General features: G+C 65.0%; 14 protein-coding genes. 9 read left to right on the top strand and 5 right to left on the bottom strand.

Annotation, left to right across the window (positions count from 1 at the left end; genetic code table 11):
- The first annotated feature begins 4 nt into the window (after positions 1 to 4).
- From atpA to D002_RS0106480, 7 genes are all read left to right on the top strand, one after another.
- Positions 5 to 1,546, top strand: a complete 1,542-nt coding sequence (gene atpA / locus D002_RS0106510; RefSeq protein WP_018141105.1) for a F0F1 ATP synthase subunit alpha — start codon at positions 5 to 7, stop codon at positions 1,544 to 1,546.
- 12 nt (positions 1,547 to 1,558) lie between these two features.
- Positions 1,559 to 2,419, top strand: coding sequence for a F0F1 ATP synthase subunit gamma (gene atpG, locus D002_RS0106505; RefSeq protein WP_018141104.1), 861 nt, complete (start codon positions 1,559 to 1,561; stop codon positions 2,417 to 2,419).
- Positions 2,420 to 2,473: 54 nt separating this feature from the next.
- Positions 2,474 to 3,850, top strand: coding sequence for a F0F1 ATP synthase subunit beta (atpD, locus tag D002_RS0106500; RefSeq protein ID WP_018141103.1), 1,377 nt, complete (start codon positions 2,474 to 2,476; stop codon positions 3,848 to 3,850).
- 12 nt (positions 3,851 to 3,862) lie between these two features.
- Complete coding sequence (locus D002_RS0106495) at positions 3,863 to 4,282, top strand: F0F1 ATP synthase subunit epsilon (RefSeq protein WP_018141102.1); 420 nt, start codon at positions 3,863 to 3,865, stop codon at positions 4,280 to 4,282.
- A gap of 127 nt (positions 4,283 to 4,409) precedes the next feature.
- Entirely contained in the window at positions 4,410 to 5,744 is a 1,335-nt protein-coding gene (gene glmU / locus D002_RS0106490; protein ID WP_018141101.1) for a bifunctional UDP-N-acetylglucosamine diphosphorylase/glucosamine-1-phosphate N-acetyltransferase GlmU, read from the top strand.
- A gap of 3 nt (positions 5,745 to 5,747) precedes the next feature.
- The gene (gene glmS, locus D002_RS0106485; protein WP_018141100.1) at positions 5,748 to 7,598 is read left to right on the top strand and encodes a glutamine--fructose-6-phosphate transaminase (isomerizing); all 1,851 of its coding nucleotides are present in this window, start codon (positions 5,748 to 5,750) and stop codon (positions 7,596 to 7,598) included.
- A 105-nt stretch (positions 7,599 to 7,703) separates the two neighbouring features.
- Entirely contained in the window at positions 7,704 to 8,000 is a 297-nt protein-coding gene (locus D002_RS0106480) for a hypothetical protein (protein WP_018141099.1), read from the top strand.
- 375 nt (positions 8,001 to 8,375) lie between these two features.
- Here D002_RS0106480 and dtd read toward each other — a convergent pair whose 3' ends face one another.
- The 3 genes from dtd to D002_RS0106465 all read right to left on the bottom strand — a co-directional run bounded on the left by dtd (position 8,376) and on the right by D002_RS0106465 (position 10,184).
- A complete protein-coding gene (gene dtd / locus D002_RS0106475; protein ID WP_018141098.1) occupies positions 8,376 to 8,822 on the bottom strand; it encodes a D-aminoacyl-tRNA deacylase in 447 nt (148 codons plus the stop codon).
- Positions 8,819 to 9,805, bottom strand: coding sequence for a prolyl aminopeptidase (gene pip / locus D002_RS0106470; RefSeq protein WP_018141097.1), 987 nt, complete (start codon positions 9,803 to 9,805; stop codon positions 8,819 to 8,821). The genes dtd and pip overlap by 4 nt, the downstream gene beginning before the upstream one ends.
- Before the next feature lie 67 nt (positions 9,806 to 9,872).
- Positions 9,873 to 10,184: a hypothetical protein gene (locus D002_RS0106465; RefSeq protein ID WP_018141096.1), complete on the bottom strand. Its 312-nt coding sequence runs from the start codon at positions 10,182 to 10,184 to the stop codon at positions 9,873 to 9,875.
- A gap of 252 nt (positions 10,185 to 10,436) precedes the next feature.
- Here D002_RS0106465 and D002_RS0106460 point away from each other — a divergent pair, with 252 nt between their 5' ends.
- Together D002_RS0106460 and D002_RS13095 are read left to right on the top strand one after the other, a co-directional pair.
- Positions 10,437 to 11,243 carry a tRNA 2-thiocytidine(32) synthetase TtcA gene (locus D002_RS0106460; protein ID WP_018141095.1) on the top strand — a complete coding sequence of 269 codons (807 nt, stop codon included), beginning with the start codon at positions 10,437 to 10,439 and terminating at the stop codon, positions 11,241 to 11,243.
- On the top strand, positions 11,218 to 12,120 hold the full coding sequence (locus tag D002_RS13095; protein WP_018141094.1) for a lysophospholipid acyltransferase family protein: 903 nt from the start codon (positions 11,218 to 11,220) through the stop codon (positions 12,118 to 12,120). The genes D002_RS0106460 and D002_RS13095 overlap by 26 nt, the downstream gene beginning before the upstream one ends.
- Before the next feature lie 54 nt (positions 12,121 to 12,174).
- Here the strand turns inward: D002_RS13095 and hslU are convergent, their stop codons facing one another.
- Positions 12,175 to 13,509, bottom strand: a complete 1,335-nt coding sequence (gene hslU, locus D002_RS0106440; RefSeq protein WP_018141093.1) for an ATP-dependent protease ATPase subunit HslU — start codon at positions 13,507 to 13,509, stop codon at positions 12,175 to 12,177.
- 53 nt (positions 13,510 to 13,562) lie between these two features.
- Complete coding sequence (hslV, locus tag D002_RS0106435) at positions 13,563 to 14,105, bottom strand: ATP-dependent protease subunit HslV (protein ID WP_018141092.1); 543 nt, start codon at positions 14,103 to 14,105, stop codon at positions 13,563 to 13,565.
- Positions 14,106 to 14,108: the final 3 nt, after the last annotated feature.

Here is a 14,108-nt window from a genome sequence, read left to right as displayed (position 1 = left end):
TATCATGCAACTGAATCCCTCCGAGATCAGTGATCTGATCAAACAGCGCATCGAGAAATTCGATGCATCCTCCGAGGCCTCCAACGAGGGCACCGTGGTCAGCGTGACCGACGGTATCGCTCGTGTGCACGGTCTTGGGGACGTCATGCAGGGCGAGATGCTCGAATTCCCGGGTGACACCTTCGGTATGGCGCTCAACCTTGAGCGTGACTCCGTCGGTGTCGTCATCCTGGGTGACTACAAGCACATCACCGAAGGGCAGACGGTCAAGTGCACCGGCCGCATCCTGGAAGTCCCGGTCGGCGAGGCCATGCTCGGCCGCGTGGTCGACTCCCTCGGCCGCCCGATCGACGGCAAGGGCCCGGTGAACACCGACCTGAGCAGCCCGATCGAAAAGATCGCCCCGGGCGTTATCGAGCGCCAGTCGGTGGATCAGCCGCTGCAATCCGGCATCAAGGCGATCGACGCGATGGTCCCGGTTGGCCGCGGTCAGCGCGAGCTGATCATCGGCGACCGCCAGACCGGCAAGACCGCGGTAGCGATCGACGCGATCATCAACCAGAAAGACTCCGGCGTTAAGTGTGTCTACGTGGCGGTTGGCCAGAAGGCCTCCTCGGTGGCCTCCGTGGTGGCCAAGCTGGAAGAAGCCGGCGCGATGGATAACACCATCATCGTTGCGGCCAACGCCTCCGAGTCGGCCGCGATGCAGTTCATTGCCCCGTACGCCGGTTGCGCGATGGGCGAATACTTCCGCGATCGCGGCGAAGACGCCCTGATCGTGTACGACGATCTGACCAAACAGGCCTGGGCCTATCGTCAGGTCTCCCTGCTGCTGCGTCGTCCGCCGGGCCGCGAAGCCTATCCGGGTGACGTCTTTTACCTGCACTCCCGTCTGCTGGAACGTGCGTCCCGCGTGAATGCGGAGTACGTCGAAGAACAGACCAACGGCGAAGTGAAGGGCCAGACGGGTTCGCTGACGGCGCTGCCGATCATCGAGACCCAGGCCGGTGACGTGTCCGCATTCGTGCCGACCAACGTGATCTCCATCACCGACGGTCAGATCTTCCTCGAGACCGACCTGTTCAACTCGGGTATCCGCCCGGCGATCAACGCCGGTCTGTCGGTCTCCCGAGTGGGTGGTGCCGCGCAGAGCAAGATCATCAAGAAGCTGGGTGGTGGCGTGCGTCTGGCGCTGGCCCAGTACCGTGAGCTGGCGGCGTTCTCGCAGTTCGCCTCGGACCTGGACGAACTGACCCGCAAGCAGCTGGATCGCGGCAAGCGCGTGACCGAGCTGATGAAGCAGGGCCAGTACCAGCCGATGTCCATTGGCGAGATGGCCTTCTCCCTGTACGCCGCCAACGAGGGCTTCCTCGATGACGTCGACGCGGACAAGATCGTGAGCTTCGAAAAGGAACTGATCGCCTATGCGCGTTCCTCGCAGAAGGAGCTCCTGGACGAAATCAACAGCACTGGCGACTACAACGACTCTATCCAGGAAAAGCTGAAGAAGGCCCTGGAAGAGTTCAAGGCCAAGCACAGCTGGTAACGGGAGCACGCAATGGCGGGCACTAAGGAGATCCGGACGCAGATCAAGAGTATCCAGAATACTCAGAAGATCACCAAGGCCATGGAGATGGTCGCGGCGTCCAAGATGCGCAAGGCCCAGGACCGCATGGAAGAGTCCCGGCCTTACGCCCAGAAGATTCACGACGTGATCGGTCACGTCGCCATGGCGAATGCGGAATACAAGCATCCGTTCATGGTCGAGCGCGAGGTCAAGCGTGTTGCGCTGATTATCGTGTCGACGGACCGCGGCCTTTGTGGCGGGCTGAACACCAACCTGTTCAAGAAGGCCGTCATCGAAATGCGCCGCTACCGCGACGAAGGCGTCGAGGTGGACCTGTGTGTGATCGGCAACAAGGCGCTGCAGTTCTTCAAGCGATTGGGCGGCAACATCGTGGCCGAGGCCAAGGATCTGGGTGACCGTCCCCACATCAACGATCTGATCGGGTCGGTGAAGGTGGTCCTGGATGATTTCCGCGACGGCAAGATCGATCGCGTCGTCCTGCTGGAGAACCAGTTCGTCAACACGATGACTCAGCAGCCCGAGGCGACCCAGTTGCTGCCGACGGCCCCGAGCAGTGACGAATCGCTCAAGCATCACTGGGATTACATCTACGAGCCCGACACGCATCCGGTGATGGATACGCTGCTCGAGCGCTATGTCGAGTCCCTGATCTACCAGGCGGTGGTCGAGAACGTGGCCTGCGAAATGGCGGCACGTATGGTGGCCATGAAGTCCGCCTCCGACAACGCCGGAACGATGATCAAGGATCTGCAACTCGTCTACAACAAGGCGCGTCAGGCTTCGATCACTCAGGAGATCTCCGAGATCGTCAGCGGCGCAGCAGCGGTCTAGCGCCCAAACGAATCGGTCGACTCGGCACGAATTACGACTTACGAGGATGAACAAATGAGTTCTGGAAAGATTGTCGAAATCATCGGCGCCGTCGTGGATGTGGAATTCCCCCACGGCGAAGTGCCCAAGATCTACGACGCACTGACCCTGGAAAACGGTCTGACGCTCGAGGTCCAGCAGCAGCTGGGCGACGGCATCGTGCGTACCATCGCCATGGGTACCACGGAAGGCGTCAAGCGTCAGACCCCCGTGACCGCGACGGGCAGCCCCATCTCCGTGCCAGTCGGCAAGGGCACTCTGGGCCGGGTGATGGACGTCCTCGGCCGCCCGGTGGATAACGCCGGTGACGTGGAGGCCCAGGAAACCTGGTCCATCCACCGTGCGGCGCCGACCTTCGACGAGCAGGCGGGCTCCACCGAGCTGTTGGAAACCGGCATCAAGGTCATCGATCTGCTGTGCCCCTTCGCGAAGGGCGGCAAGGTCGGCCTGTTCGGCGGTGCCGGCGTGGGCAAGACCGTGAACATGATGGAGCTGATCCGCAACATCGCGATCGAGCACTCCGGTTACTCGGTGTTCGCCGGCGTGGGCGAGCGTACCCGTGAAGGGAACGACTTCTACCACGAGATGAAGGACTCCAACGTCCTCGACAAGGTGGCCCTGGTATACGGCCAGATGAACGAGCCGCCGGGTAACCGTCTGCGTGTCGCGCTGACCGGCCTGACCATGGCCGAGTTCTTCCGTGACGAAGGCCGCGACGTGCTGATGTTCATCGACAACATCTACCGTTACACCCTGGCCGGGACCGAGGTCTCCGCGCTGCTGGGCCGTATGCCGTCCGCGGTGGGCTACCAGCCGACCCTGGCGGAAGAGATGGGTGTGCTGCAGGAGCGCATCACCTCGACCAAGAAGGGTTCGATCACCTCCATCCAGGCCGTGTACGTCCCGGCGGATGACTTGACCGACCCGTCCCCCGCCACCACGTTTGCGCATTTGGATGCGACGGTCGTGCTTTCGCGCCAGATCGCCGAGCTGGGTATCTACCCGGCGGTGGATCCGCTGGATTCCACCTCGCGCCAGCTGGACCCGCAGATCATCGGGCAGGAGCACTACGACACCGCCCGTGCGGTGCAGGGTACGCTGCAGCGCTACAAGGAGCTGAAGGACATCATCGCGATCCTCGGCATGGACGAGCTGTCGGAAGACGACAAGCTGGTCGTGGCCCGTGCGCGAAAGATCCAGCGCTACCTGTCGCAGCCGTTCTTCGTGGCCGAGGTCTTCACCGGGGCGCCTGGCAAGTACGTGTCCCTGAAGGACACCATCCGTGCGTTCAAGGCGATCGTCGCCGGCGAATACGATCACCTGCCGGAGCAGGCCTTCTACATGGTCGGCACCATCGAGGAAGCCGTCGAAAAGGCCGAGAAGCTCGGCTAAGGAGTAGGCGTTATGCCCATGACTATGCATGTGGATGTGGTCAGCGCGGAGGAGTCGATCTACTCCGGCAAGGCCCTGATGATCGCCGCACCTGCCGAAGGTGGCGAGGTCGGCGTGTATGCCGGGCATACCCAGATGCTCGCCCGGCTTAATCCCGGCGAGCTGCGCATCCTGGAAAAGGAAGGCGAAGATCCGCAACCGGTGTTCGTGTCCGGCGGTATCCTCGAGGTGCAGCCTTACCATGTGACCGTTCTGGCCGACACGGCGGTTCGAGCCAAGGACCTCGACGAGGCCGAGGCGCTGGAAGCCAAGAAGCGTGCGGAAGAGGCCCTGGCCAACTCCAAGGCCGATTTCGACTATGCCCAGGCTCAGGCCGAGCTGGTCGAAGCGGCGGCCCGATTGCAGATGATCCAGAAGCTGCGCCGAAAATAACTCGGCAAATTGCGAAGGATGACCTACCTTAAGGGCCAACCATGTCGGTTGGCCCTTTATCATTGCAGCCATGCCTGAAACGATCCCACTTCATATCGCGGTACTTGCGGCGGGAAAGGGAACGCGCATGCGTTCACGCCAGCCAAAGGTCCTCCAATCCCTTGCGGGGCGGCCCTTGCTCGCGCATGTGCTGCAACGCGTGTCCGCACTCGAGGTAGCGGCCTGCCATGTGGTCGTCAGCCACGAGCAAGAGCGGGTTCGGGCGATGTTCAGCGAATCCACGCTGGCGATTGACTGGATCGACCAGGGGGAGCCCCGAGGCACCGGACATGCGGTGTTTCGCGCCCTCGAAAACATTCCGGAAGCCGCGCGCGTTCTTGTCACCTACGGGGATGTGCCGCGCATCCCCGTCTCCGACCTTCGGGCTTGTGCCGCCGGCGACGGGGTCACCGTCCTGGCCGCTCGCGTGGCCGACCCCGCGGGGTACGGACGTCTGATCCTGGATTCCGCCGGACATCTCGAGCGGATTGTTGAGGACAAGGAGGCGACGCCGGATGAAAAGGCGGTTGATCTGATCAACACGGGCGTTCTCGCCGCTCCTGCGGGCGAGCTGCGCCGCTGGCTGAAGGCCTGCGAGCCGGCCGCCGGGGGAACCCGCGAGTGGTACCTGACCGACGTGGTTGCGGCGGCGCGACTGGACGGCCACGCGGTGACGGTCGTCGAGAGTGCCGATGCCTCTGCCGTTCTCGGCGTCAACGATCGCCGGCAACTCGCGGTCCAGGAACGCCTCTATCAGTCCGAGTTGGCCGCGCAGATGATGCGCGAGGGACTCGCGTTGGCGGACCCCGCTCGCCTGGATGTTCGAGGCGATCTCAGTTTCGGAGTCGATTGCGAGATCGACGTGAATGTCGTGATCGAAGGCACGGTCAGCCTCGCGGACGACGTCTACATTGGCCCCGGCTGCGTGCTGCGGGACTGCGACGTAGGTACCGGAACGCAGATTGCCGCCTATTGTGTCCTCGAGGGTGTGCGGATTGACGCGGATGCGCGCGTCGGACCGTTTGCCCGTTTGCGACCGGGGACGCAGCTCGCTCGCGGTGCCCGCGTGGGCAACTTCGTGGAGATCAAGAACGCCACACTGGGGCCCGGGGCCAAGGCGAACCACTTGACCTATGTCGGCGACGCCGAGGTTGGCGCGGGCGCCAATCTGGGAGCTGGCACGATCACCTGCAATTACGACGGCGCGAACAAGCATCGAACCGAGATTGGTGCCCGCGCCTTTATCGGTTCGAATACCGCGCTGGTGGCGCCCATCCGAATCGGCGACGATGCAACCGTTGGTGCAGGGTCCACCCTGTCGGACGATGTCGAGCCGGGAGCCCTGGCGCTCACGCGTGCGCGTCCCCGGACCATCCGCGATTGGTCGCGGCCGAAAAAGCGTGGCAACAAGGAGGAAACCTAAGCGATGTGCGGACTGGTTGCAGGCATTGGCGAACGGAACCTGGTCCCGGTCCTGGTCGAGGGATTGCACCGCCTCGAATACCGCGGCTATGACTCGGCCGGGGTCGCCGTAATCAACGACCAGGCGGTGGCGGATATCCGCGCCATTGGCAAGGTCGCCGCCCTGGAACAGCGCATTGATGCCGCGGGTACCCAGGGTCCGGTGGGTATCGCCCATACCCGATGGGCAACGCACGGCGCCCCGACCGAGGAAAACGCGCACCCCCATCGGTCACGCGACGGCCGCGTGGCAATCGTGCACAACGGGATTATCGAGAACCATGCCGACCTGCGCGCCCGCCTGGATGCTGCGGGCTGGCCCTGCATCTCGGCGACCGACAGCGAGGTCATCGCCCACTGGTTGGAACAGGCCCTTGAGGCGGGTGCCTCCCCGAGCGATGCCATGCGCACCACCTGCGCCGAGCTTCACGGGGCCTATGCGATTGCCGCGGTCTTCGCCGACTTCCCGGATGAAGTGATCGTGGCCCGCTCCGGCAGCCCGGTCCTGATCGGCCTGGGCATTGGCGAGACCTTCGCCGCCTCGGACGTGCAGGCCCTGCTGCCGGTTACCCAGCGTTTCATCGACCTCGAAGACGGCGATATTGCGCGGCTTACCCGAGCTGGTGTGGAGATCAAAGGCGCCAATGGCGTCCCCGTAGAGCGCGGAATCCGCGAAAGCCGCTGCCAGGTCAGCATCGCGGATCGTGGCGAGTACCGGCATTTCATGCTCAAGGAGATCTACGAGCAACCCCACGCCCTGGAAGAGACGCTGTCGGGGCGTCTGGGCGAGTCCGCCGTCCTCGAGAACATCCTTGGACCCGGTAGCGACGAGCGCCTGGCCGACGTCACCGCCGTTCAGATCGTCGCCTGCGGTACGAGTTATCACGCCGGTATGGTCGCGGCCTACTGGGTCGAAGAACATCTCGGCCTCCCGGCTCGGGTCGAGGTCGCGAGCGAGTATCGTTACCGCCGCCATGTCCTCGCACCGGGGACCCTGCTGGTTGTCATCTCGCAGTCCGGCGAGACGGCCGACACCCTCGCCGTATTGCGCCAGTCCCAGGACGAGCCGTTCCTGGCCCGACTCGCAATCTGCAACGTGCCCGAGAGCACGATGGCGCGTGCGGCCGATCTTGTACTGATGACCCATGCCGGCCCCGAGATTGGCGTCGCCTCCACCAAGGCGTTCACCACCCAGCTCGCGGCCCTGTCCATCCTGGTGCTTCTGCTGGGCCAGGTTGCAAAGGCCGCGCGTATGCCGGCGGCCGAGTGCGCAGAAGCCGTCGCCGCCTTGCGCAGTCTGCCGGAACAGGTGGCCCGGATTCTCGCCCTCGATACGCCCATCGCACGCATCGCCGAGGAGCTCCTCGAGCGCCAGCATGCCTTGTTCCTGGGCCGTGGCGCCCATTACCCGATTGCGCTGGAAGGCGCGTTGAAGCTGAAGGAGATCTCCTACATCCACGCGGAGGCCTATCCCTCCGGTGAGCTGAAGCACGGCCCCCTGGCCCTGGTGGATACCGAGATGCCGGTGGTCGCCGTGGCACCGGACGATGCCCAGTTGGAGAAGCTATCGAGCAACCTTCAGGAGGTCCGGGCCCGCGGTGGCCAGCTGATCGTGATCGGTGAGTCCAGTGCGGCGCGTGCGCTCGCACCGGAAGATACCTGGATCGGCCTGCCCCAGACCGATACCGTCAGCCCCTGGCTGGCCCCGATCCTGTTTACCATCCCGTTGCAGCTGCTGGCCTATCACACGGCGGTGCTGAAGGGGACGGATGTTGACCAGCCGCGCAACCTGGCCAAGTCGGTGACCGTCGAGTAGCCCGCCGTAGCCGCCAACCGTTCAATCCATCAGGAAACGCTTGTATTCGCGCCCCGGGTCCGCTAGATTCGGGCGCGCTTGAATAACCTGTCACAGGAGTACCTTATGGATCAGCAAGAGCTCAACAACCGCTGCGTTTCCCTGTTTCAGTCCCCGCGTATCCAGACCAAGTTGTGGAATCCGCGGATGTTCTGGGAAGTGGGCCGCAAGCTCAACACCAACCCGGACGAGCTGACCCAGCCGAAGGTCGATCTGTGCGAGCTGGAAGTGATGCTCTCCGCAGCCGCCTACGAGCCGTCGCAGTGCGCCGACAATCTGAACCAGCGTGAGGCCGGCCGAGCCGACTTCATCCGTCGTGCGGTGCAGTCCGGCCAGCGTCCGTTCCTGCGCCGCGCGGCCTGAGCCGCAGCACGCAGCGAACCCCGGGACCCGGCCTCGTGCCGGGCCTTTTCATTTTGGGGTATTCCGACACCCGCTTGTTCACCACAGAGGCCACAGAGGATCCGGAGAATGGCGGGTCAAGGGCCTTTCACAGGAAGACGGGAAGCGGATGAAGGTTTTGAATGGAATGCCGTGGGACCGCCCGGTGATGGATCATCCCGGCCCTACCCCGCATCTCTCTCGCACCCACAGAGTCCTTATCCGGGGAACCCTTCTAGGGGTTTCCTCCGTGTTCTCCGTATTCCCTGTGGTAAAGCCGCCCTTCGCCGTCCTTCGTTTCTTCGTGTCCTTCGTGGTGCAATCTGCCCTTGACCTTCGCACGCTCTCGGCAGGGCGCTACGGCCCCCGGGCCTCAAGCCAGAAGGTGACGGGCCCGTCGTTGGTCAGGCTTACCTGCATGTCGGCACCGAAGCGACCGCTGGCGACGGGGTGATGCCGCTCAATGGCACGCTCCACCAGTCGCTCGAACAGCGCGGCCCCGTGCTCGGGACTCGCCGAGCCGGAGAAGCTCGGGCGCATGCCCTTGCGCGTATCCGCCGCCAGCGTGAACTGGGGCACCAGCAGCAGCCCGCCCCCGGTCTCGCCCAGGCACCGGTTCATTCGGCCGGTCTCGTCCGCAAACACACGGTATCCCAGTAGCCGGTCCAGCATGCGCTCCACGCTGGCCTCACGATCGTTCGGCTCCACGGCGACCAGCGCCAGCAGCCCCTCGCCGATCGCGCCAACATCCTCTCCCTCGATGGCGACCCGCCCCTCACGGACCCGCTGAATCAGTGCGATCACGCCTGTGCCCTGCCGGTACCGGGTTCCACCATGTCAACCAGATCCGCGGCGAGCCGGTCGGTTGCCGCCACCAGCCGCCGCACGATGCCGGGCTCGGCCGCCGAATGCCCGGCATCCGCCACGATCTCCAGCCGGGCCTGCGGCCACGCACGGTGCAGGGCCACCGCCTGATTCACCGGGCAAACCACGTCATAGCGCCCGTGGACCAGAACGCCCGGAATGTCCCGCAGGCATCCGGCATCGCGCAGGAGCTGATCGGGCTCGAGGAAGGTGTCGTTCATGAAGTAGTGGCACTCGAGCCGGGCCAGGCTGACCGCGACGTCCGGCTCCTCGAAATGCGCGATCACGTTCTCGTTCGGAATCAGGCAGGAGGTGCGGCCCTCCCATCCAGACCAGGCCCGGGCCGCCGCCTCGCGCACGGCGCGGTCGTTGCCCGTCAGCCGGCGGTAATAGGCCGCGACCATGTCACTGCGTTCCGCCTCGGGGATCTGCGCCTCGTAGTCGGCCCAGGCCTCCGGGAACAGGCGATCGGCCCCTGATTGGTAGAACCACTGGATGTCCTGCGGCCGACAAAGGAAGACTCCCCTTAACACCAGCCCCAGCACGCGTTCGGGATGGGTCTGTGCATAGGCGAGTCCAAGCGTGGAGCCCCAGGAGCCGCCGAACACCACCCAGCGTTCGACCCCCAGGTGCTCGCGCAGGCGCTCGATGTCGGCGACGACATGCCAGGTGGTGTTCGCCTCCAGGCTGGCGTGCGGCGTCGAACGTCCGCAGCCGCGCTGATCGAACAATACAATGCGGTAGCGCTCCGGGTCGTAAAACCGGCGGTGCCAGCCTTCGCACCCGGAGCCCGGGCCACCGTGCAGGAACACCACCGGGATGCCGTCCGGGTTCCCGCATTCCTCGAAATAGAGTTCGTGGCCGTCGCCGACCTTCAGGCGGCCCATGCCGTAGGGTTCGATCTCGGGGTACAGCGCGTCCATCGCGGCTCTCCGGGCAAAACCCCGAGTGTCGCCAAAATCCCCGAGCGGGGAAACCCTTGATGCGGGTCTATTCCGGATCCTCAATGATGCGCCCGCGGTATACGCGACGCTTCGGTGAATGGGCGTGTGACGCGGATGACCCGCCTTCCTTGTTGGGCCGTTCCACTTCGGGCCGCTTCAGGTACCCGCTCCCCTCCAGCTGGCTGCGCAGCGTCAGGGCAGCTGCCTGGACCATATTCGATTGCGAACGTCCGGCGTAATCCAGGATCGCCTCCATGAAGTCCGGGTCGCTCACCGACAGCCTGGCCACTGCGGGAAACTCGGCGCGCAGATTGCGCCGTAGTTCGGCGGCCAGACTCAGGCTCTTGCGGTCGTGCATGACTCCTCCCGGAGGGCTTTCCCATCTGACTGCTTGCAAGCCGAGTGCCAACGGTCGTGCCGCCTGTGGCGGCGTCGTGGAGGTCAAGCGTGGGCATGCGTGGGGCGTCTTGCCCATCCCGGGTGCGTCCATGGCGCGAACCGCACCGCGTCGGTGCGCGCCTGACCCTAAGCAGGCACGCTTGCACACAACGCCCCTATTCGTGGCGGTCGCCCTTGCGCAGTGGCCGTCTGCGCCCTATGTTGCGGGGCCATGGAGACACCATCCGTTCCCACCTCGATCCGCCGTCTGGCCGGGCGCGCCATCGCCGATTTCGACATGATTCGGGACGGTGACCGCATCCTGGTTGGTCTGTCCGGTGGCAAGGACTCGCTGACGTTGTTGTGGCTGTTGCACAACCTGTCGCGGCGGGCCCCGGTACGCTTCGAGGTCGGTGCGGTGACGATCAACCCGGAGATCGAGGGTTTCGAGCCGCAACGCCTGATGGATTACCTCGGCGGCTACGGCATCCCCTATTACTTCGTGTCCGAGCCGATCGCGGAGCTGGCAGATGCGCACATGGACAATGACTCGTTCTGTTCCTTCTGCTCGCGGATGAAGCGCGGCCTGATGTATCGTACCGCGCGTGAGCAGGGCTACAACGTGCTCGCCCTCGGTCAGCACCTCGACGATCTTGCCGAGAGCTTCATGATGAGCGCCTTCCACGGCGGCCAGCTGCGGACCATGAAGGCCCACTACGCGATCGACGCCGGTGATCTGCGGGTGATCCGCCCGCTGGTCTACGTGCGCGAGCGCCAGACCCGCGACTTTGCCGAGGCTGCCGGGCTCCCGATCATTCTCGACAACTGCCCGGCCTGCTTTGCCATGCCCACCCAGCGCGAGCACATGAAGCAGCTCCTGGCGCAGGAGGAGGCCAGTCACCCGCGGTTGTTCCGCAACCTGCGCACCACGCTCAAGCCGCTGATGACCGAGGGCGGCATCCCGCCGCGCACGCCAGCCCAGGCCGACACCGACCACCCCGAAGCCCCAGCCCATGGCCCAACGTCGGCATCTGCGTGATCGCCTGATCGCCGGTGCATTGCGTCTGCTGGCGCGCCTGCCCCTGCGGATCAACCATGCGCTGGGCGGCGTGGTGGGGACGCTGGTGTGGTATCTCCCAACTCGCGCGGCCCGGATCACGCGCATCAACCTGGCGCTGTGTTTCCCGGAGAAGGACCCGGCCTGGCACCGGCGTGTCGGGCGCCGTTCCCTGATGGCCATGGGTCAGGCCCTGACCGAGTCTCCCTGGTTGTGGCAGTCACGGCCCGAGACCCTGCAGCATCTGGCGATTGAACCGCCGCAATACGCCCGCCTGCGGGCGCGCCCGGCGGGCCAGGCACTGTTCCTCTGTGCCCCGCATCTGGGTTCCTGGGAGTTCGCGGGCCTGCAGGCCGCTCAGCATGGGGCAATGGCCACGCTCTACAGCCCATTCAAGACGCCGGAGATCGACCGCTGGGTCCGTGAGGCCCGGGCCTCCACCGGGGCCGAACTGGCCCCGGCCGATCGCAGTGGCCTGCGTATCCTGCAGCAGGCCCGCGATCGCGGCGAGATCATCGGCATCCTCCCGGACCAGAGCCCCAAGGGCGCCTCGGGCCAGCACGCGCCGTTCTTTGGCCGCCCCGCCCTGACCATGACCCTGTTGCCGCGGCTACTGCGCGGGCGGACGGATCATGTGGTGTTCCTGTTTGCCGAGCGCCTGCCCAAGGGGCGGGGTTTCCGCTATCACGAGATCGAGGCCGGGCCCGAGGTAGGCGATCGCGACTTCGCCCGCGCGGCCGCTGCCATCAATGCCCATGTGGAGACGCTGGTCCGCCGCTGCCCTGAGCAGTACAACTGGGCCTACAAGCGCTTTCACCCCGCGCCGGAGGGTTGGCTGGACCCCTATCGCAAGGCTTGAGCGCCCCTACGGGCGCGCCTCGGCGCTGGATGGCAGGGTCATCTCGCTGGCGGCTCAGAGGATGTAGCGCGACAGGTCCTCGTCCTCGACCAGGTCGCCGAGGCGCTCGTCGACGAAGGCCCGGTCCACGATCACGGCACCGTCGACATCAGGGGCGCGATACGCGACGTCCTGCAGCAGGCGCTCCAGAACCGTGTGCAGGCGGCGGGCGCCGATATTCTCGGTGCGCGAGTTCACGTCGAACGCGATCTCGGCCAGGCGCCGCACGCCATCCTCCTCGAAGCGCAGCTCCACCGCCTCGGTCTTCATCAGTTCGGTGTATTGCTCGGTCAGCGAGGCCGTGGGCTCGGTCAGGATGCGTACGAACGCATCCACCGACAGCGAGTCCAGTTCGACGCGGATCGGCAACCGGCCCTGCAGCTCCGGTACCAGGTCGGATGGCTTGGACAGGTGGAAGGCACCCGAGGCGATGAACAGGATGTGGTCGGTGCGCACCATCCCGAGCTTGGTCGAGACCGTGGTGCCCTCGATCAGCGGCAGCAGGTCGCGCTGCACGCCCTCGCGGGAGACCTCACCCCCGCTGGTCTTTTCGCTGCCCTTGGCCACCTTGTCGATCTCGTCGAGAAACACGATACCGCTTTGTTCCACCCGCTCGATCGCCTGCAGCTTCAGCTCTTCCTCGTTGATCAGGCGTGCCGCTTCTTCCTCGATCAGCAACTTGCGCGCCTCGGCAATCTTGAGCCGCCGCGAGCGGGTCTTCTGGCCCCCAAGGTTCTGGAACATCGACTGCAGCTGGCTGGCCATTTCTTCCATGCCCGGCGGCGTCATGATCTCCACCCCCTGCGGATTCTGCGAGACCTCGATATCGATCTCGCGATCGTCCATGTCACCCTCGCGCAGGCGCTTGCGCAGCTTCTGGCGGGTCTCGCTGTTGGAATCCTCCGGCTCCGATTCGGTGAAGCCGGCGTTGCGCGGTCGCGGCAACAGGGCATCGAGGATGCGTTCCTCGGCCGCATCCTCGGCCTTCACGCGGTTTTCCTTGATCGCCTCATCGCGCAGCTGCTTGACCGCGGCTTCGGCAAGATCGCGGATGATCGACTCAACATCGCGCCCGACATAGCCCACTTCGGTGAACTTGGTCGCCTCGATCTTGATGAAGGGTGCGCGCGCCAATTTCGCCAGGCGACGGGCGATCTCGGTCTTGCCGACGCCGGTCGGGCCGATCATCAGGATGTTCTTGGGCGTGACCTCTGGCTGCAGCTCCGGTGGCAGCTGGCGGCGGCGCCAGCGGTTGCGCAGGGCAACCGCCACGGAGCGCTTGGCCTCGTCCTGGCCGATGATGTAGCGGTCCAGTTCCTGGACGATCTCGCGGGGGGTCATGTCGGTCATGGCTATCGGGCCTTGGTCGAATCGCTTGGAGAGGGCAGCAGGCGCTGGGCGCGTTATTCCGCGTCCAGGCTCTCCAGGGTGATGTTGTGGTTGGTGTACACGCAGATGTCGGCCGCGATGTTCAGCGACTTCTCGACGATCTCGCGGGCCGAAAGATCGGTGTTCTGCAGCAGCGCCTGGGCGGAGGCCTGGGCGTAGGGACCACCGGAGCCAATCGCGATCAGGGCATTTTCGGGCTCGATTACGTCGCCATTGCCGGAGATCACAAAGGAATTCTCGCGATCCGAGACCGCCAGCAACGCCTCCAGCTTGCGCAGGGCGCGGTCGGTGCGCCAGTCCTTGGCCAGTTCCACGGCGGCGCGGGTGATGTTGCCGGAGTGTTTCTCCAGCATGCCCTCGAAACGCTCAAACAGGGTGAAGGCGTCGGCGGTGCCGCCGGCGAAGCCGGCCAGGATGCGGTCGTGGTAGACGCGGCGCACCTTGCGCGCGTTGCCCTTCATCACGGTGTTGCCCAGGGATACTTGGCCGTCACCGCCAAGCGTGACGGCGCCGTCCTTGCGGACGCAAACGATGGTGGTACCGCGAAACTGTTCCACGGG

Origin of the sequence: Thioalkalivibrio sp. ALJ7, assembly GCF_000376865.1 — a bacterium.
GTDB lineage: Bacteria > Pseudomonadota > Gammaproteobacteria > Ectothiorhodospirales > Ectothiorhodospiraceae > Thioalkalivibrio.
The sequence above is the reverse complement of the archived record's forward strand: the minus strand, read 5'-3'. Positions and strand labels throughout refer to the sequence as shown.

Bases quoted from the DNA above. Each gene is read 5' to 3' on its own strand.
- pip (WP_018141097.1), bottom strand. From the start codon at position 9,805: ATGGACGCGCTGTACCCCGAGATCGAACCCTACGGCATGGGCCGCCTG.
- atpA (WP_018141105.1), top strand. From the start codon at position 5: ATGCAACTGAATCCCTCCGAGATCAGTGATCTGATCAAACAGCGCATC.
- atpG (WP_018141104.1), top strand. From the start codon at position 1,559: ATGGCGGGCACTAAGGAGATCCGGACGCAGATCAAGAGTATCCAGAAT.
- hslU (WP_018141093.1), bottom strand. From the start codon at position 13,509: ATGACCGACATGACCCCCCGCGAGATCGTCCAGGAACTGGACCGCTAC.
- glmS (WP_018141100.1), top strand. From the start codon at position 5,748: ATGTGCGGACTGGTTGCAGGCATTGGCGAACGGAACCTGGTCCCGGTC.
- D002_RS13095 (WP_018141094.1), top strand. From the start codon at position 11,218: ATGGCCCAACGTCGGCATCTGCGTGATCGCCTGATCGCCGGTGCATTG.
- D002_RS0106480 (WP_018141099.1), top strand. From the start codon at position 7,704: ATGGATCAGCAAGAGCTCAACAACCGCTGCGTTTCCCTGTTTCAGTCC.
- atpD (WP_018141103.1), top strand. From the start codon at position 2,474: ATGAGTTCTGGAAAGATTGTCGAAATCATCGGCGCCGTCGTGGATGTG.
- D002_RS0106460 (WP_018141095.1), top strand. From the start codon at position 10,437: ATGGAGACACCATCCGTTCCCACCTCGATCCGCCGTCTGGCCGGGCGC.
- D002_RS0106495 (WP_018141102.1), top strand. From the start codon at position 3,863: ATGCCCATGACTATGCATGTGGATGTGGTCAGCGCGGAGGAGTCGATC.
- glmU (WP_018141101.1), top strand. From the start codon at position 4,410: ATGCGTTCACGCCAGCCAAAGGTCCTCCAATCCCTTGCGGGGCGGCCC.
- D002_RS0106465 (WP_018141096.1), bottom strand. From the start codon at position 10,184: ATGCACGACCGCAAGAGCCTGAGTCTGGCCGCCGAACTACGGCGCAAT.